At 72.1% G+C, this 17,682-nt stretch carries 14 protein-coding genes; 6 read left to right on the forward strand and 8 right to left on the reverse strand.

Annotated elements, in window-relative coordinates; all coding sequences use genetic code 11:
* From ACFFJB_RS11730 to ACFFJB_RS11740, 3 genes are read right to left on the reverse strand one after another with little or no spacing between them, the layout of a single operon-like run.
* A complete protein-coding gene (locus tag ACFFJB_RS11730; protein ID WP_376831542.1) occupies window positions 1-807 on the reverse strand; it encodes an ABC transporter permease in 807 nt (268 codons plus the stop codon).
* A complete protein-coding gene (locus tag ACFFJB_RS11735) occupies window positions 804-1,589 on the reverse strand; it encodes an ABC transporter ATP-binding protein (protein WP_376831543.1) in 786 nt (261 codons plus the stop codon). Before ACFFJB_RS11735 ends, ACFFJB_RS11730 begins: the two co-directional genes overlap by 4 nt.
* Complete coding sequence (locus tag ACFFJB_RS11740; protein WP_376832672.1) at window positions 1,573-2,583, reverse strand: ABC transporter substrate-binding protein; 1,011 nt, start codon at window positions 2,581-2,583, stop codon at window positions 1,573-1,575. Before ACFFJB_RS11740 ends, ACFFJB_RS11735 begins: the two co-directional genes overlap by 17 nt.
* Before the next feature lie 265 nt (window positions 2,584-2,848).
* Between ACFFJB_RS11740 and ACFFJB_RS11745 the strand changes: the two genes are divergently transcribed.
* Window positions 2,849-3,703: a creatininase family protein gene (locus tag ACFFJB_RS11745; RefSeq protein ID WP_376831544.1), complete on the forward strand. Its 855-nt coding sequence runs from the start codon at window positions 2,849-2,851 to the stop codon at window positions 3,701-3,703.
* 51 nt (window positions 3,704-3,754) lie between these two features.
* On the opposite strand, the gene ACFFJB_RS11750 is transcribed toward ACFFJB_RS11745, so the two are convergent.
* Together ACFFJB_RS11750 and ACFFJB_RS11755 are read right to left on the reverse strand one after the other, a co-directional pair.
* Window positions 3,755-4,330, reverse strand: a complete 576-nt coding sequence (locus tag ACFFJB_RS11750) for a GNAT family N-acetyltransferase (protein WP_376831545.1) — start codon at window positions 4,328-4,330, stop codon at window positions 3,755-3,757.
* 249 nt (window positions 4,331-4,579) lie between these two features.
* A complete protein-coding gene (locus ACFFJB_RS11755) occupies window positions 4,580-5,734 on the reverse strand; it encodes a type III PLP-dependent enzyme (protein ID WP_376831546.1) in 1,155 nt (384 codons plus the stop codon).
* Window positions 5,735-6,467: 733 nt separating this feature from the next.
* Here ACFFJB_RS11755 and ACFFJB_RS11760 point away from each other — a divergent pair.
* Complete coding sequence (locus tag ACFFJB_RS11760) at window positions 6,468-8,048, forward strand: OpgD/OpgG family glucan biosynthesis protein (protein WP_376831547.1); 1,581 nt, start codon at window positions 6,468-6,470, stop codon at window positions 8,046-8,048.
* Between the two features lie 3 nt (window positions 8,049-8,051).
* Window positions 8,052-9,470, forward strand: a complete 1,419-nt coding sequence (locus tag ACFFJB_RS11765) for an MFS transporter (protein ID WP_376831548.1) — start codon at window positions 8,052-8,054, stop codon at window positions 9,468-9,470.
* 56 nt (window positions 9,471-9,526) lie between these two features.
* Here the strand turns inward: ACFFJB_RS11765 and ACFFJB_RS11770 are convergent, their stop codons facing one another.
* The 3 genes from ACFFJB_RS11770 to ACFFJB_RS11780 form a co-directional block, all read right to left on the reverse strand.
* Complete coding sequence (locus tag ACFFJB_RS11770) at window positions 9,527-10,315, reverse strand: MetQ/NlpA family ABC transporter substrate-binding protein (protein WP_376832674.1); 789 nt, start codon at window positions 10,313-10,315, stop codon at window positions 9,527-9,529.
* 176 nt (window positions 10,316-10,491) lie between these two features.
* Window positions 10,492-11,157, reverse strand: coding sequence for a methionine ABC transporter permease (locus ACFFJB_RS11775; RefSeq protein ID WP_376831549.1), 666 nt, complete (start codon window positions 11,155-11,157; stop codon window positions 10,492-10,494).
* Window positions 11,147-12,253, reverse strand: a complete 1,107-nt coding sequence (locus ACFFJB_RS11780) for a methionine ABC transporter ATP-binding protein (RefSeq protein WP_376831550.1) — start codon at window positions 12,251-12,253, stop codon at window positions 11,147-11,149. Before ACFFJB_RS11780 ends, ACFFJB_RS11775 begins: the two co-directional genes overlap by 11 nt.
* Before the next feature lie 616 nt (window positions 12,254-12,869).
* Here ACFFJB_RS11780 and ACFFJB_RS11785 point away from each other — a divergent pair.
* The 3 genes from ACFFJB_RS11785 to ACFFJB_RS11795 are packed head-to-tail and all read left to right on the forward strand — an operon-like array spanning window position 12,870 to window position 17,613.
* Window positions 12,870-14,384, forward strand: a complete 1,515-nt coding sequence (locus ACFFJB_RS11785) for an efflux transporter outer membrane subunit (protein ID WP_376831551.1) — start codon at window positions 12,870-12,872, stop codon at window positions 14,382-14,384.
* Entirely contained in the window at window positions 14,381-15,622 is a 1,242-nt protein-coding gene (locus tag ACFFJB_RS11790; RefSeq protein ID WP_376831552.1) for an efflux RND transporter periplasmic adaptor subunit, read from the forward strand. Before ACFFJB_RS11785 ends, ACFFJB_RS11790 begins: the two co-directional genes overlap by 4 nt.
* 2 nt (window positions 15,623-15,624) lie before the next feature.
* Window positions 15,625-17,613 carry a MacB family efflux pump subunit gene (locus tag ACFFJB_RS11795; protein ID WP_376831553.1) on the forward strand — a complete coding sequence of 663 codons (1,989 nt, stop codon included), beginning with the start codon at window positions 15,625-15,627 and terminating at the stop codon, window positions 17,611-17,613.
* Window positions 17,614-17,682 lie beyond the last annotated feature (69 nt).

Consider the following 17,682-nt stretch of genomic DNA (forward strand, 5'->3'; position numbering starts at 1 on the left):
TCAGGCGCCGCCGCGGCGGCGCAGCGCCAGCCACGACAGCCCCGACAGGCCGGCGTGAATGGCGACGCCCGCCAGCGAGATCAGCAGCAGGGCCGCGAACATGCGCGGGATGTTCAGCCGGTAGCCGGCTTCGACGATGCGCCAGGCGAGGCCGCTGCCCTGGCCGGCTGCGCCGGCGGCGATCTCCGCCGCCACGGCGCCGATCAGCGCAAGACCGCCGGCGATGCGCAGCCCGGCGAAGAAATGCGGCGCCGCCGACGGCGCCTCCAGCCGCAACAGCCGCTGCCAGCGGCTGGCGCCGTACAGGCGGAACAGCTCCGCCAGCCCGGGGTCCACCGCCGACAGCCCGGCCGTGGTGTTGGACAGCACCGGAAAGAACGCCACCAGAAAGGCGCAGGCCAGCACCGCCGCTCCCGGCTCCAGCCACACCAGCAGCAGCGGCGCGATGGCGATCACCGGCGTCACCTGCAGCACCACCGCGAAGGGATAGAGCGAGGCGGCGATGAGCCGCGAGCGCGAGAACAGCAGCGCCATGGCCACGCCGCCGGCCACCGCCAGCGCCAGCGCCTTCGCCGTCGTCGCCAGGGTGGTCGCCAGCGCCGGGCCAAGAATGCCCCAGTCCGCGACCAGCGTGCGCAGCACCAGCAGCGGCCCCGGCAGGATATAGGGCGGAATCGCCTGCCAGCGCACCGCCAGCTCCCACAGCGCCAGCGCCGCCGCGCCGGCGGCCAGCGGCGCGCCAGAGCGCAGCAGCCGCGCGCCGCCGCGCCGCAGCGGGCGCCCCGGATCCGGCCGGCGCGCCGTCATGACGCCGCTCCGGCAGCCGCCGCCGACGCCAGGGCCAGGACCTCCGCCGCCTGGCGGGCGTAACCGGCGCTGGCGCGAAACTCAGGCCCCCGCCGCGGCGGCGCCTCCACCCGGCGCTCGCCGGTCACCCGGCCGGGGCGCGGCCCCAGCACCACGATGCGGTCCGACAGGTAGACGCTCTCCCAGCTGGAGTGCGTGACGAACGCCACCGTCAGCCCCAGCCGCCCGCGCAGCTCCAGCAGATCGTCGTTGAGGCGGAAACGGGTGAATTCATCCAGCGCCGCGAACGGCTCGTCCATCAGCAGCAGGTCCGGATGGGTGGCGAGCGCCCGGGCGATGGAGACGCGCATGCGCATGCCGCCGGAAAGCTCATGCGGCCGGGCGCGCTCAAACCCCTTCAGCCCCACCAGCGCCAGCATGGCGGCCGCGCGCTCCGTGGCCTCGGCGCGCGCCACGCCGGCGAGGTCAAGCGGCAGACGCACGTTGGCCAGCGCCGACGACCAGGGCGGCAGGGTCGGGTCCTGGAACACGAAGCCGATGCGCCCGGCCCCGGCCAGCGCCGCGGCGCGGCCCGCCTCTCCGGCCGTCGGCTGCAGCAGCCCGGCCAGCAGCCGCAGCGCCGTCGACTTGCCGCAGCCCGACGGACCCAGCAGCGACACGAACTCGCCGCGCCGCACGGTGAGGCTGAAGCCGGCCAGCGCCGTCACGCCGTTGGGGAAGGTCAGCGTCACGTCCCGCAGCCAGGCCAGCGGCGCGGCTCCGCTGTCAGCGGGAAGGCCCAAGCCCAAGCCCCCTGTTGACGAACTGCAGCGTATAGCTGGCGCGATAGTCCAGATCCGGCCGGAACAGCCCGGCCTTCACCATGCTGCGGAAGAAGCGCTCCATGCGCGCGTCGGTCATGGCGCCGATGCCGAGGGCCAGCGCCTCGCCCGACTCCACCACGCCATATTCCTTCATCCGGGCGACCGAATAGTCGATCTGCTCCTGGGTCATGTCGGGATTGTCCCGCAGGATCAGCGCGTTGGCGGCGGCGTTGTCGCCGTGCAGATAGTTGCGCCAGCCGATGATGGAGGCGTCGACGAAGCGCTGCACCAGATCCGGATCCTTCGCCACGCGGTCCGCGTGGGCCTCGATGGTGGTGGAGTAGGTGTCGAAGCCGTGGTCGGCGAGCAGGAAGACATTGGGGCGGAAGCCGCCCTGCTTCTCCACCGCCAGCGGCTCGGAGGTGGCGTAGCCCTCGTTCACCGAGCGCCTGTCCGCGAGGAAGGGGGCGAGATTGTGGGCGTAGGGCCGGGTGTTCTCCTCGCGGAAGCCGTGCTCGGCCTTCAGCCACTGGTAATAGGAGGCGAGGCCCTCGCGCCCCACGTAGATGGCGCTGGCGTTCTTCAGGTCCTCCCAGCGGTCGAGACCCACGCCCGGATGCGACATCAGCACCTGGGGGTCTTTCTGGAAGATGGCGGCCACCACCTTCACCGGCAGCCCCTGCTCCACGGCGGAGAAGGGCTGCAGCATGTTGCCGCCCATGTAGAAGTCCAGCTTGCCCACCGCCAGCAGCAGACGGTTGTTGCTCTGCGGACCGCCGGGAATGATCTCCACATCGAGGCCATGCTGCGCGTAAGTGCCGTCGGCCACGGCCTGGTAGAAGCCGCCGTGCTCGGCCTGGGCCAGCCAGTTGGCGCCGAAGCGCACCTTGCGCAGGCCCTTCTTTCCGGCCGCGTCGCCGGCGGCGCCGGCCCCCGGCGCGCCAGCCAGCGCGCCGGCGCCCAGCGCCAGCATCACGGGCGCAAGCATCGCCCGACGCCGCGTCACACCATTCGTCACGCCCGCCCCCTTGCGATCTTTTGCGGACGCCGCGCCGGCGTCCGCCCACAGCAATCGCACGCGCCGCGCTCCGGAACCTTTTCCCCGGCGCGCGCCATGCGTTACCCTCAGACAGCCTGTTTATACCGAAAGCGCCGCGCTTGCGGCGCAACAGAATGCGCCGGCCGGCCCGCGCCGGCAACACCCTTGCGCAACGCTGGACACAGGGCGCGCCGCACCCATGGCCGAAACCGCAACGCCCCCCGCCCCCTTCCGCCGCAGCCGGCTGTGGCGGGAGATGACCACCGAAGAATTCGGCGCGGACCGCATGGCCGACGCCATCGCGGTGCTGCCGCTGGCCGCCGTGGAGCAGCACGGGCCGCACCTGCCGACCGGCGTGGACGCCATCGTCATGGACGGCATGATCGCGCGGGTGCGCGCGCTGATGGAGCAGGAAAGCGACCCGCCGCCGCTGGCCGTATTCCTGCCGGTGCAGGAGGTGGGCCTGTCCACGGAGCACATCGCCTTTCCCGGCTCGCTGACGCTGGCGCCGGCGACGGCCATGGCCGCGTGGCGGGAGATCGCCGTCGGCGTCAGCCGGGCCGGCTTCCGCAAGCTTGCGCTGGTGTCGTCTCACGGCGGCAACAGCCCGGTGATGGACGTGGTGGGCCGCGCCATGCGCGCGGAGGCCAACATGCTGGTGGTGCAGACGTCCTGGCAGCGCCTCGGCTGGCCGGAGGGGCTGTTCGACGCCCAGGAGATCCGCCACGGCATCCATGGCGGCGAGATCGAGACCTCGCTGATGCTGGCGTTCCGCCCGGATCTGGTGCGCATGGAGCGGGCGGAGAATTTCGCGCCGGCGAGCCTCGCCCTTGAACGTGACTACGAGCTGCTGCGCGCCGACCGGCCGGCGGGTTTCAGCTGGCTCTCCCAGGACCTGCACCCCTCCGGCGCCATGGGCGACGCCAGCCGGGCCAGCCGCGAAAAGGGCGAGGCCGCCGCAAACCACGCCGCGGCGGCCTTCGTGCGGCTGCTGCGTGAAATGCGCCGCTTCGAGCTGGGCGGCGGCCTGCGTCAGCGGCCGGGCTTTCTCTGAGCCCGCCGCCGGCTCCGGACAGGGCCGGCGGCCTTGCGGGTAAAGCGCCGCTCAGGCGGCGGCGCGGCCGGCGACGCCCCATCGAAGCCGTCCCGCTCCCGCGGCCGCGGCGGCCTCCTCCGCGGCGTCCGCCGGCCGGATCATGCCCGCCGCCCCCGCCAGCGCGCCCGCAACCAGCTCCAGCGCCACCAGCCGCCGTTTCTCCCACGGGCCGGGCATGGCGAGGGCGCCGGTCAGCGCCGCCGAAAAGCCGAAACGGGCGTAGTATTCCGGATCGCCCACCAGAATGATGGCCCCGTGCCCCAGCGCCCGGGCGCGGGCGATGGCCTCGCGCATCAGCAGGCCGCCGACGCCGTCGCCCTGGCGGTCCGTGGCCACGGCCAGCGGCCCGAGCAGCAGCGCCGGCCGGTCGCCGGCCAGCACCCGCCACAGCCGCACCGTTCCGACAAGACGCGCCGGCCCGTCGCCGGAGGTCTCGCGCGCCGCCAGCGCCAGCCCCGCGGCCGGAACCTGTCCCTCACGCAGACGCTCGCTCGCCTTCAGGCGGCGGTCCGGGCCCATGGCCTGGTCCAGCAGCGCCTCGCGGGCGGTGGTCTCGAACGGGGTTTCGTCGCCGATGACGATCATGGGCGTCAGTCCTGGAACGGCCGGCGCGAGCCGGCGCAGGTTGGGGGCGCGCCCGGCCGGCGGGCCGCAACGGAGCCGGACGGGAAACGGCGAAGCCAGGCGCGGACGGACCCGCGCCGCGCCCCCGCAAGGGCACGGCCGGCGCAGGGGCGGCATGGCGGGAAGGCGGCGCGCAGGCGAACGCCGCCCGCAAGGGGCGGCGGGCGCCGGCGCCGGCGGGAACCGGGCGGCGCGGCCGCCCGGCGCGGGTCAGATGACGTAGGATTTCAGCGGCGGAAAGCCGTTGAACGCCACCGACGAATAGGTGGTGGTGTAGGCGCCGGCGCCGCCGATCAGCAGCTTCTCGCCGATCTCGATGCTGACCGGCAGCATGTAGGGCTGCTTCTCATACAGCACGTCGGCCGAATCGCAGGTGGGGCCGGCGAGGATGCACGGGGCCATCTCCGACGAATGCTCGCGCACCGTGGTGATGGGATAGCGGATCGCCTCGTCCATGGTTTCGGCCAGACCGCCGAACTTGCCGATGTCGAGGTAGACCCAGCGCACGTCGTCGTTCTCGCTCTTCTTCGAAACCAGCACCACTTCGGTCTCGATCAGGCCGGCGTTGCCAACCATGCCGCGGCCGGGCTCGATGATCGTCTCGGGAATGCGGTTGCCGAAGTGACGGCGCAGGGCGTTGAAGATGGAGGCGCCATAGGCCTCGACCTCCGGCACGTCGCGCAGGTAGCGCGTCGGGAAGCCGCCGCCCAGGTTCACCATCGACAGGATCACGCCCCGCTCGGCGCAGGCGCGGAACACGCCCGCCGCCATGGCGAGGGCCGAATCCCACGCCTCGGTGTCGCGCTGCTGCGAACCGACGTGGAAAGACACGCCATAGGCGGTGAGGCCGTTGCGGTGCACGTGCTCCAGCACGTCCACGGCCATGGAGGGCTCGCAGCCGAACTTGCGCGACAGCGGCCACTCGGCCCCGGCGCCGTCGCAGAGCACGCGGCAGAACACGCGCACCTCCTCGGGCGCGACGCCGGCGCCGGCGGCGGCGCGGATGATCTTGTCGGCCTCGGCCTGGCAGTCCACGGCGAACAGGCGCACGCCCAGCGCCAGCGCGCGGGCGATGTCACGCTCTTTCTTGATGGTGTTGCCGAAGGAGATGCGGTCCGGCGTGGCGCCGGCGGCCAGCGACATCTCGATCTCCTGCACCGAAGCGGTGTCGAAGCACGAGCCCAGCGAGGCCAGCAGCTGCAGCACCTCCGGCGCCGGGTTGGCCTTCACGGCGTAAAACACGCGGGTATCCGGAAGCGCGGCCGCGAACTTGTAGTAGTTCTCGCGCACGACCTCCAGATCCAGCACCATGCACGGACCATCCTCGCGGCGATTACGAAGGAATTCGCGAATACGCTCGGTCATGCGCGTATCTCCCCTCAAAGCTGACATGAACGCCCGGACGCCTTTTTCCGGCGGCGTTCGGCATGATGCGGATGACGCATCGCGCTCCGGCGCGCTGTGGAGACGCGACCAGACCACGACGTATCTACCGACCGTGCTGCCTTGGTTTGGACTGGGGAGACCCCGGTCCGCACGCGCGGCAATGATGGACAAGCCTCTTCGGTGTCGACCTTTGGAGGGCCGACGAGACCAAAAAAGCCCGCTCCGTCGTTGCTTTAAGCTGCGTCCCCCGTGGAGAAGCGGGGTTCGCCGGTTTCGCCTCCGGCTGCCGGTCTGATGTTGGGGTCAGGCCGCATTGCGACCGGGGCCGCCAACGCAGGTTTCCGTTCCTCGCGTCAGTCGGCCCTTAGACCCCGGGCGGTTGTCCGGCCTCTTGTCCGGATACCCACCAACCGGCACGCGGCCACAGGCACGTGCGAATTTGGGCAGGTGGTGAGATAGAATCTCGCGACCCGCCATGCAAGGGTTATTTCGCCCGCAGCGTCGAAAAGCGGCCCGAACGGCCGAAAAGGGCAAAATTCTGACGCAAGGCCAGGCGATGAGCGGTGAAAAGCCGCGCCAAAGGCCGCTCCACGCCGGCTCCCGCGCGCCGGCATGTTAATCATCGTCCCCCGAATCGGTCCTTGAGGTCCGCCCGGGGCGCAGGCGCGACGCGGCCCGCATCCGGCCGCGCGCCAGGGTGCAGTGAGTCAGAATGTCGAAGTTTTCACGCAGAACCTTTGTCGAAGGCCTGCTGGCGCTCTCCGCCTTCGCCCTGGCGGACGGCGCCGGCGCGGACGACTCCTCCGACGCCGGCGCGGCCATGAAAGACGCCGGCATCACCCCGTTCAGCTACCAGGACGTGGTGAAGCGGGCCCGCGAGCTGGCCGCCCTGCCCTACGCCCCGCCCCCCTCCCAGGCGCCCGAGGCGCTGGCGAAGCTCGGCTTCGACCAGTGGCGCGACATCCGCTACCGGCCGGACAAGGCCCTGCCCGTCGGCCAGGGCGGCGTCTACCGCATGCAGATGTTCCACCTCGGCTTCCTGTTCCAGCAGGCGGTGACGGTGAACGTGGTGCGCGACGGCGTGGCCACGCCGGTGCCCTACTCGCCGCAGATGTTCGACTTCGGCGCCAACCGCTTCGCCCGCCCGCTGCCGGTCAACGTCGGCTTCGCAGGCTTCCGCCTGCACTATCCGCTCAACGACCCGCGGGTGCATGACGAGCTGATCTCGTTCATCGGCGCCAGCTATTTCCGCTTCCTCGGCCGGGACCAGGTCTACGGCCTCTCGGCGCGGGGCATCGCCATCAACGCCGGCGGGCAGGAGGAATTCCCGGCGTTCCGCGAGTTCTGGGTGGAGGCGCCGAAGAACGACGACAGCCGCGTCGTCGTGTGCGCCCTGCTCGACGGCCCCTCCATAGCCGGGGCCTACCAGTTCATCATCTATCCGGCGAAAAACACGGTGGTGGACGTGGAGGCCACGCTGTTCCCGCGCCGGACGATCGCAAAGCTGGGCGTGGCGCCGCTCACCTCCATGTTCTTCATTGGCGAGAACGACCGGCGCCTCATCGACGACTACCGCCCGGAGGCGCATGATTCCGACGGCCTGCTGATCCACTGCGCCTCCGGCGAGTGGATCTGGCGACCGCTGCGCAACCCGCCGCAGACGCACATCTCCGCCTTCGTCGAGAACAACGTGCGCGGCTTCGGCCTGATGCAGCGCGACCGCGTCTTCGAACATTACGAGGATCTCGACATCGCCTATGAGCGCCGTCCCGGGTACTGGGTGGAGCCGCGCGGCGACTGGGGCGAAGGGGTGGTCGAGCTGATCGAGCTGCCCACCACCGACGAAACCAACGACAACATCGTCGCCTGCTGGATCCCGAAGGCGCCGGCGCAGCCGGGCGAGCAGCTGGTTTACCGTTACGCCATCACCAGCATCGGCCCCACCGCCGGCATGCACGCCGGCGGCGAGGCGGTGAACAGCTTCCAGTCGGCGCCGCGGGCGCTGGGCTCGGCCGAGCCGGTCAATCCCAACGCCCGCCGCCTGATGGTGGATTTCGCCGGCGGCGAGCTGAAATACTGGCTGAAAGACCCGTCGCGGGTGCAGGTGGACGCCTCGGTCTCCGACGGGCGCATCCTGCGCACCTTCCTCATTCCCAATCCGCATATCGGCGGCTTCCGCGCCGGCGTGGACGTGGAGGCGCCGCCCGGCAAGACCGTGGACGTGCGCGTCTTCCTGCGCGCCGGCGCCAAGGCGCTGACCGAAACGTGGATCTGCCCCTGGAAAGCGCCGTAAGCGATGACCTCCGCCACGGGCGCCGCCGGCTGGAGCGACCTGTTCCGCGGCCGCAACGGGGCGCTGACGCTGGCGCTCGCCGGCGGCGCCGCCCTGCACGCCGTCAACGTCTACATCGCCGCCACCATCCTGCCCTCGGTGGTGGCGGACATCGGCGGCATCGACTTCTACGCCTGGAACACCTCGCTGTTCATCGTGGCGTCGATTCTGGCCTCCGCCGCCTCGCCGGCGCTGCTGCGGGCGGCGGGGCCGCGCGGGGCCTATCTCGCCGGCGCGGCGATTTTCGGCCTTGGTTCGGCGGCCTGCGGCCTGGCGCCCTCCATGCCGTTGCTGCTCGCCGGGCGGGTGGTGCAGGGGCTGGGCGGCGGCTTCCTGCTGGCGCTCGCCTACGCCATGATCCGCCTCGCCTTCGCGCCGGCGCTGTGGCCGCGCGGCATCGCCCTCGTCTCCGGCATGTGGGGCGTCGCAACCCTGGTGGGACCGGCGACCGGCGGAGCGTTCGCCGAATACGGCATGTGGCGCGCGGCCTTCTGGTCGCTGGCGCCGGCGGCGGCGCTGTTCGGCGCGCTCGCCGCAGCCGCGCTGCCGGGCGCGGGCGCGGCCCGCGACAGCGACGGCGACGCCGGTGCGCCCGTCGTCCAGATCCTCCTGCTGGCGGCGGCGGTGCTGGCGGTGTCGGCGGGTTCGGCGTCAACGTCGCTGGCGTGGAATGCGGCGGGCTTCGCCGCCGGCGCCGGCTTCACCGTGGCCATGGCGGCCGTGGAGAAGCGCTCGGCCCGCCGGCTGCTGCCGTCCGGAACCTTCAGCGGCGCAGGCGCCCTCGCCGCTGTTTACCTGTCGATGATGCTGCTCAGCGTCATGGTGACCAGCAGCGAGATTTTCGCGCCGCTGTTTCTCCAGACGCTGCACCACCAGACGCCGCTGGTCGCCGGCTATCTCGCCGCGTCCATGAGCGCCGGCTGGACCGTCGGCTCGCTCACCGGCTCGGGCGCGACCGGCGCGCGCATGCGCCGCCAGCTGCGCCTCGCGCCGCTGCCGGGCCTCGCCGGCATGATCGCCCTCCTCATCCTGGTCCCGCCGGGCGGCGCGGGCGACGCGGCCGGCGTCGCCCCGATCGCCGTGGCGCTGGTGATGGTGGGGCTCGGCGTCGGCCTCGCCTGGCCGCACCTGCTGACGCGGGCGCTGCAGCTGGCGCCGGCGGGCGAGGACGCCGTGGCCTCCGCCTCGCTCACCACCGTGCAGCTGTTCGCCACCGCCTCCGGCGCGGCCCTGGCCGGCATGGTGGTGAATCTCGCCGGTCTCACGGATCCCGGCGGCGGCGCCGGCGTGGCTTCGGCGGCGTTCTGGCTGTTCGCCACATTCGCGCTGGCGCCGCTGGCGTGCCTGTTCACCATCCGCCGGGCCATGGCCGGAGCGCCGTGACGGGGCCGGCGAAACGGGGCCCCGCGCGCGGCGGCTCACCCTGGCGGCGTCCGGCCTCACCACGCGGGAACGTAGACGCCCCGGTATTTGCCGAGGATGAAGGCGCGCACCGGCTCGCTCTGGTAGGCGGCGACCAGCTCCTTCACCCACGGCTTGCCGAGATCAGCCTCGCGCACGGCGATGATGTTCACCCACGGACCGTTGACGTCCTCGCGGACCAGGGCGCCGCCGAGCGGATCGAGGCCCGCCTCAACGGCGTAATTGCTGTTGATGACGGCGAGGTCCACGTCAGGGAGGCTGCGGGCGATCTGCGCCGCGTCCAGCTCGACGAACTTCAGCTGCTTCGGATTGACGGTCACGTCATGGACAGTGGCGCTGGCGCCGCGGCCTTCCTTCAGCCCGATCAGCCCGCGGCCGGCCAGCAGCTTCAGCGCCCGGCCGCCATTGGTGGGATCGTTGGGCAGGGCCACGGTTCCGCCGGCGGGAACGGCGTCAAGGCTCCGGTGGCGCGCCGAATACGCCCCCATGGGCGAGATGATGGTGTCCCCGGCCCGGACCAGCTTCCAGCCGGTGCTGGCGATCTGGTTGCGCAGATAGGGCTCGTGCTGGAAGGCGTTGGCCTCGATGTCGCCGCTGGCCAGCGCCTGGTTGGGAATGACGTAGTCCGAGAACTGCACCAGCTCGACGTTGAGGCCGCGCTGCGCCGCCACCTTTTTCACCTGCTCGACGATCTTAACGTCCGGTCCCGGCACGACGCCGACGCGGATGACGGCGGGAGCGCCCTCGCCGGCGGCCGCGGCGCCGACGCCGACGCCGACGCCGACGGCGGCTGCGGCCACAGTCATGACGAGCGCGCCGAGAAAGCGGCGACGCTCGAGTTTAGCGATGTTCATTTGCAGCACCTCTCCGGCGTGAACGGCCGGCCCCGACAGGTCCGCGCCGCCCCGCCCGTCAGCCCGTCCGGCCCGGCCGCGCTTCCCCCAGGCGGGGCGCCGCGCGGCGGCGGACCGCGGCGCTCCGCTCAGTGCTGGCGCACGCGCCTGTTCAGGCGCCTCGCCAGATGGTCTCCGATGCTCTGCACCCCCTGCACCAGCACGATCAGCACCACCACCACGGTCAGCATCACGTCCGGCATGAAGCGCTGGTAGCCGTAGCGGATGCCCAGGTCGCCCAGGCCGCCGCCGCCCACGGCGCCGACCATGGCCGAGTAGCCGATGAGCGACACCACCGCGAGGGTGAGCGAGAGCACGATGGCCGGCACCGCCTCCGGCAGCAGCACCTTGCGCACGATCTGCAGCGGCGTCGCGCCCATGGCGCGGGCGGCCTCCACCAGCCCCTGGTCCACCTCGCGGATCGCGGTCTCCACCAGGCGGGCGATGAAGGGCGTGGCGGCGATGGTGAGCGGCACGATGGCCGCGCGGGTGCCGATGGAGGTGCCCGCCACCAGGCGGGTGAACGGAATGATCGCCACCACCAGGATGATGAACGGCGTGGAGCGCGTGGCGTTGACGATGAAGCCGACGATATGGTTGGCCAGCGGCGCCGAAAACAGCTCGCCGCGCCGGCTGGTGGCCAGGAAAACGCCCAGCGGCGCGCCCGCCGCCGTGGCGATGACCATCGACGCCGCCACCATCCAGATGGTGTCGAGCGTGGCCGCGGCGATGAGCCATGCGATGTCAGCTGACATGACCGAGAACCTCCACGTCGAGGCCGTAGCCCGTGAACCAGTCCACGGCGCGGCGCAGCGCCTGCGGCCCGCCGGGCACGCCCAGAACCAGCGCGCCGAACGGCCGGCCGGCCACCTCGTCGACCGCCCCGGAGAGAATGTTGACGTCCAGCCCATGGCTGCGGACGAGGCCGGACACCAGGGCGTCGGTGGCGATGGGCCCGCGGAAAATCACCCGCACCACCGCCTGGTCGCCGGGCCGGGGCTGCGGATGCAGGCGCTTCGCCAGCCAGCCCGGCAGCGTGCGGCCCGAGGCCTCGCCAAGGAAGGAGCGCGTGGTGGGATGCTGCGGCCGGGTGAACACGTCGTAGACGTCGCCCTGCTCGACGATGCGGCCGCCGTCCAGCACCGCCACCTGGCGGGCGATGCGCGCCACCACCGACATTTCATGGGTGATGAGCAGGATAGTGAGGCCCAGCTCGGCGTTGATGGAGCCCAGGAGGTCGAGGATCGACTGGGTGGTCTCCGGATCGAGCGCGGAGGTGGCCTCGTCCGAGAGCAGCGCCTTGGGCTGGGTCGCCAGGGCGCGGGCGATGCCGACGCGCTGCTTCTGCCCGCCGGAAAGCTCGGCAGGATAGCGGTCGCGCCTGTCGGCCAGCCCCACCAGCTCCAGCAGCGGCTCCACCCGCTTGCGGATCTCCGCGCGGGACGCCCCGGCGATCTCCAGCGGCAGCGCCACATTGTCGTACACCGTGCGCGACGACAGCAGGTTGAAGTGCTGGAACACCATGCCGATGGAGCGGCGCAGCCGGCGCAGCTCCGCCTCGCCCATGGGCGTCACGTCCACGCCGTCCACCAGCACCCGGCCGGACGTGGCCTTCTCCAGGCCGTTGACCAGGCGGATCAGCGTCGACTTGCCGGCGCCGCTGCGGCCAATGACCCCGAGCACCGAGCCGCGCGGCACGGTGAGATCGACATGGTCCAGCGCCGTGAACGCCTCGCCGCCAGGGCGCGGCGGATAAACCTTGCGCACCGATTCGAAACGCACCAGCGCGTCAGCGGGATCAGGCGCCGGCGGAGAATGGTTCGCCAGTCCGGCGGGCGAAAGCATGTTCATCGGTTTCCTTTTTGTGAGGACCGCGGCCATCGCCGCGCCCTTTTTCCGGGGCCGCATGGCGGCGGGGCGTTGCGCCCCCGCGCGCCTGCGCCGGCGCGCCGTCCCCGGGACCCGCTCAAATACGCACGTATACATGTTAATTGTCAATAAACACGTGCAAAAATGTTATTTTGTTGTCGGCGACAGCCCGACATGTTTTTTTCACGGCGGAGCGGAGACGCCTCCATATGGGTACTCGCCGCGGCCCGCCCGGGAGCGCTACAAGACGGGCGGCGCCCGCTGTCCGCGCGGCGGCGTGGGCCAGCCTGACCCTGTCCGCCGGACGCCGGCGCCGGACGCCACAGGCGCCGGGGCCTCACCGGCGCCTGCGACACGTGGTATAGGCTGGCTGATTCCGCGCCGCGCGCCGTCGCGGAACGTCGCCAGGCCGTTTCGCGGCCCCTGAGCCCGCCGTTTCTTTTCCGGGGAGACCGTCGCCCGTGCGTCCGCCCTATTTGTTGACCTGCGCCGCCCCGGCCCGGCCCGCCGGCCCTGGACGGGCGGACGCCCCTGTCCAGGCTGCGTCTGTTTTCGCCGGCGCGCGCGCGACGGCCGCGCGACCCGACGGCGCGGGCGCATGGCGATGACGCGACGGCCCGGCCCCTGCGCGGCGGCGCGCCGGCGCCCGACGCCGCAGCGGCAGCTGGCGCCGCTGTGCGCGCCGCTGCTGGCGCTGGCGCTCGGCGCCTGCGCCGTCGGCCCGGACTACCACACGCCGGACCTGCCGGTTCCGCCATCCTGGTCAGGCAAGGGCGCGGCGACGCGGCAGGCCCCGCCGGAGCTGGCGGAATGGTGGCGGCGGCTGTCCGATCCCCTGCTCAACCGCCTGGTTGACGAGGCCGTGGCCGGGAACCTCTCCGTGGCCGCGGCCAAGGCCCGCGTGCGCGAGGCCCGCGCCAGCCTCGACCAGGCGGTAGGCGGCCTGTTCCCCACCGTGGACGGATACGGCTCGGCCCAGCGCCTGCAGAACGGCGACGCCCGGCCGGCGGGCAACGTCATCGCCAGAACCCAGGCGCAGTGGGAGATCGACCTGTTCGGCGCCAACCTGCGCGCCGCGGAAGCCGCCCGTTACGGCCTCGACGCGGCGCAGGAGGAGCTGCGCAACACGCTGCTGGTGCTGATCGGCGACGTCGCCGCCAGCTATGTGGAGGCGCGCGGCCTGCAGGCCCGCCTCGCCGTGGCCCGGCGCACGGTGCAGAGCCAGCGCGAATCGGAGGCGCTGACGCGCGCCCGCCTTTCCGCCGGCGGCGCCACGGCGCTGGACGTCGCCAACGCCGCCGCCCAGACCGCCAGCACCGAGGCCGCCATTCCGGCGCTGGAGACGAGCCTCGCCCAGACCGTGCACCGCCTGTCGGTGCTCACCGGCCGGCCGCCGGCCGCCCTCGCCGGACTGATGCAGAAGCCGGCGCCGATCCCGGCGCCGCGCTGGCCCGTGCGCGTCGGCGTGCCCGCCGACATCCTGCTCACCCGCCCGGACGTGCGCCAGGCGGAGCGCGCCTACGCCGCCGCCACCGCCCGCATCGGCGAGGCGACGGCGGCGCTCTATCCCTCCGTCAGCCTCACCGGCAACATCGCCACCAGCGCCGCCCGGCTGGGCGACCTTGGCCGCAGCTCCACCATCAGCTGGGTGTTCGGCCCGTCGCTGACCGTGCCGGTGTTCAACGCCGGCCGGCTGCACGCGGCGGTGAAAATGGCCGAGGCGCGGCGCGACCAGGAGTTCGCCGCGCTCCAGTCCACGGTGCTGTCGGCGCTGGAGGAGGTGGAGAACGCCATCGTGACGCTCAACCAGGAAGGAACCCGCATCCGCAGCCTTGAGGCGGCGGTGCGCAACAGCCTGGAGGCGCTGCGCCTCTCCCGCGACCTGTACCAGTCCGGCAACGTCAGCTTCCTGGAGGTGCTCACCGCCGAGCGCTCCGCGTTCTCCTCGCAGAACAGCCTGATCGAGGCCCGCGTCAGCCGCGCCCTGGCGTGGATCCGGCTGAACAAGGCGCTGGGCGGCGGCTGGAGCGGCGTGATCGACGCCTCCCGCCCCCTCGTCACCGACCGCAACACGGGGCCCCATTTCGTGAAAACGCCGGAGCTGCGCCCATGACGTCCCCGCGCCCGCCGCACCAGCCCCGCGCCCGCCGGCGTCTGAAATACGCGCTGCTGCTCGCCGCCGCCGCGGCCATCGCCGGCGGCGCGTGGTGGTGGCGCTCCGCCGCGAAACCCTCCGGCCCCGCCTATGTCACCGCGCCGGTGACCCGCGGCGACGTGGAGGAGACCGTGCTGGCCACCGGCACGCTGCGCCCGGCGCGGCTCGTCGCCGTGGGCTCCCAGGTGAGCGGCCGCGTGCTCTCGGTGAAGCACAAGGTGGGCGACAGGGTGCGCAAGGGCGAGCTGGTGGCGCAGATCGACTCCACCAACCAGGAGAACAAGCTGCGCACCGCCGAGGCGGACCTGGCGCGGCTGCGCGCCCAGCGCGAGGAGAAGATCGCCAGCCTCAGGCTGGCCGAGCAGAACCTGCAGCGCCAGCAGGCGATGGTGACGCGCAACGCCGTCTCCCGTCTCGACTATGACCGGGCCGTCGCGGAGGTGGAGATGATCCGCGCCCAGATCGCCGCCCTTGACGCCCAGATCACCTCGGGCGAGGTGGCGGTCGAGGACGCGCGCGCCAATCTCGGCTACACGCAGATCGTCGCCCCCATCGACGGCACGGTGCTGGCCGTGGTCACCCAGGAAGGCCAGACCGTGAGCGCCATCCAGTCGGCGCCGACCATCGTCATCCTCGGCCAGCTCGACAACATGGCGGTCAACGCCCAGATCTCCGAAGCCGACGTGGTGAAGGTGAAGCCGGGCCAGAAAGTGCGCTTCTCGATCATCGGCGAGCCGGACCGCACGCAGATGGCGACGCTGGAGGCGATCGAGCCGGCGCCGGAGTCGATCCGCACCGATCCGGCGATCTCCTCCAGCTCGGCCAGCTCATCGGCCGCCACCTCGGCCATCTACTACAACGGCGTGTTTCACGTCCCCAATCCGGACGGGCGGCTGCGCACCTACATGACCGCCAACGCCCACATCATCCTCGGCCAGGCGAAGGACGTGCTGACCGTTCCCGCCTCGGCGCTGCAGCGGCGCGGGCGCGGCCATGTGGTGCGCGTGGCCGGCCCGGACGGCAAGGTGGAGGAGCGGCGCGTCGAGGTGGGGCTCAATGACAAGGTGAAGGCGGAGATCCGCTCCGGCCTGAAGGAGGGCGAGCGGGTCATCGTCGGCGACGCCGCCGACGCTCGCGGACCCGGCGGCGGTCCGCCCGGCGGCCCGATGCGCCGCCGGCCGCCCATGGGGCTGTGACCATGGCCGGCGCCGGGCCGCTGATCCGCCTGTCGAAGCTGCGCCGCGAATATCCTTCCGGCGACGGCGTGCTGACGGTGCTGAAGGACGTCGACCTGACCATCGAGGCCGGCGAGATGGTGGCCATCGTCGGCCCCTCCGGCTCGGGCAAGTCGACGCTGATGAACATTCTCGGCTGCCTCGACACGCCCACCTCCGGCAGCTACCGCATCTCCGGCCGGGAGACGGCGTCGCTGTCGCCCGACGAGCTGGCGCAGCTGCGGCGCGAGCATTTCGGCTTCATCTTCCAGCGCTACAACCTGCTTCCGGAGCTCACCGCCGAGGGCAATGTGGAGATGCCGGCCATTTACGCCGGCCGGCCGCTGGCCGCGCGCCGCGCGCGGGCGGTGGCGCTGCTGCAGCGGCTGGGCATGGGCGACCGGCTCGGCCACCGGCCGGGGCAGCTCTCCGGCGGCCAGCAGCAGCGCGTCTCCATCGCCCGCGCCCTGGTGAACGGCGGCGAGGTGATCCTGGCGGACGAGCCCACCGGCGCCCTCGACAGCCGCAGCGGCCAGGAGGTGCTGCGCATCCTCGACGAGCTGCACGCCGAAGGCAAAACCGTCATCATCGTCACCCACGACATGGGCGTGGCGCGGCGGGCGGAGCGGATCATCGAGATCAGCGACGGCGTCATCGTCTCCGACACGCGCAATCCGGAGCGGCCCCCGCGCGGGCGTCCGGCCGGCGACAGCGACGGCGCAGCGGCGCTGCCGCCGCCCGGCGGGCGGGTGATGTCGCCGCTGCGGGCGGCGCTCAGCCGGCTGGGCGAATCGTTCCACATGGCGCTGCGCGCCATGGCCGCGCACCGGCTGCGCGCCTTTCTCACCATGCTGGGCATCATCATCGGCATCGCCTCGGTGGTGTGCGTGGTGGCGCTGGGCGAGGGCTCCCGCCAGAAGGTGCTGGCCGACATCTCCGGGCTCGGCACCAACACGCTCGAGGTGTTCGCCGGCCGCAGCTTCGGCGACACCCGCTCGGGCAAGGTCACCACGCTGGTGGTGGACGACGCCGAACAGCTGGCGCGCCAGCACTATGTGGCCGCCGTCACCCCCACCGTCTCCACCACGCAGAACGCCCGCTTCGGCAACGCCGAAGCCAGCGCGCTGGTCAACGGCGTCAGCGAACAGTATTTCGCCGCGAAGGGCGCGAAACTGCTGGAAGGGGCGCTGTTCGACCGCCGCGCCGTGCGGACCTACGCCCAGGAGGCGGTGATCGACGAGAACGCCCGCAAGGCGCTGTTCGGCGATTTTTCCGGCAGTCCTGTGGGCCAGGTGATCATCGCCGGCAAGACGCCGCTGCGCGTGGTCGGCGTCATCGCCCGCCAGCAGGGCGGCTTCGGCTCCTCGCAGAACCCCAACATCTTCACCCCCTACACCACGGTGCAGGCGCGCATGACCGGCGGCAATTCGCTGCGCTCCATCACCGTGCGGGTGCGCGACGACGTGCCCATGGACTACGCCGAAAAGGCGGTGACCGCCTTCCTGGAGCGCCGCCACGGCCAGAAGGACTTCTTCATCATCAACACTGACGACATCCGCCAGACCATCACCTCCGCCACCACGACGCTGACGCTGCTCATCGCCGCCATCGCCGTGATCTCGCTGGTGGTGGGCGGCATCGGCGTGATGAACATCATGCTGGTGTCGGTGTCGGAACGGGTGTCGGAGATCGGCGTGCGCATGGCGGTGGGCGCGCGCCAGAGCGACATCCTGCAGCAGTTCCTCATCGAGGCGGTGCTGGTGTGCCTGGTGGGCGGCGTGCTGGGCATCGCCCTGGCGCTCGGCTTCGGCGCGGCGTTCTCGGCGTTCAGCTCGAACTTCCAGCTGATTTACTCCACCACGTCGATCGTCGCCGCGGTGCTGGTGTCATCGGCCATCGGCATCGTGTTCGGCTGGCTGCCGGCCCGCAACGCCTCGCGGCTCAACCCGGTGACGGCGCTTGCGCAGGCCTAGGGCGCCGCGACGCGCCGACGCCTTGCTTTCGCGCCACGGCGGCCCGATAGCCTGCCGGGCGGCGGAGCG

The sequence above is a fragment of the Camelimonas abortus genome (assembly GCF_042432745.1).
Lineage (GTDB): Bacteria > Pseudomonadota > Alphaproteobacteria > Rhizobiales > Beijerinckiaceae > Camelimonas > Camelimonas abortus.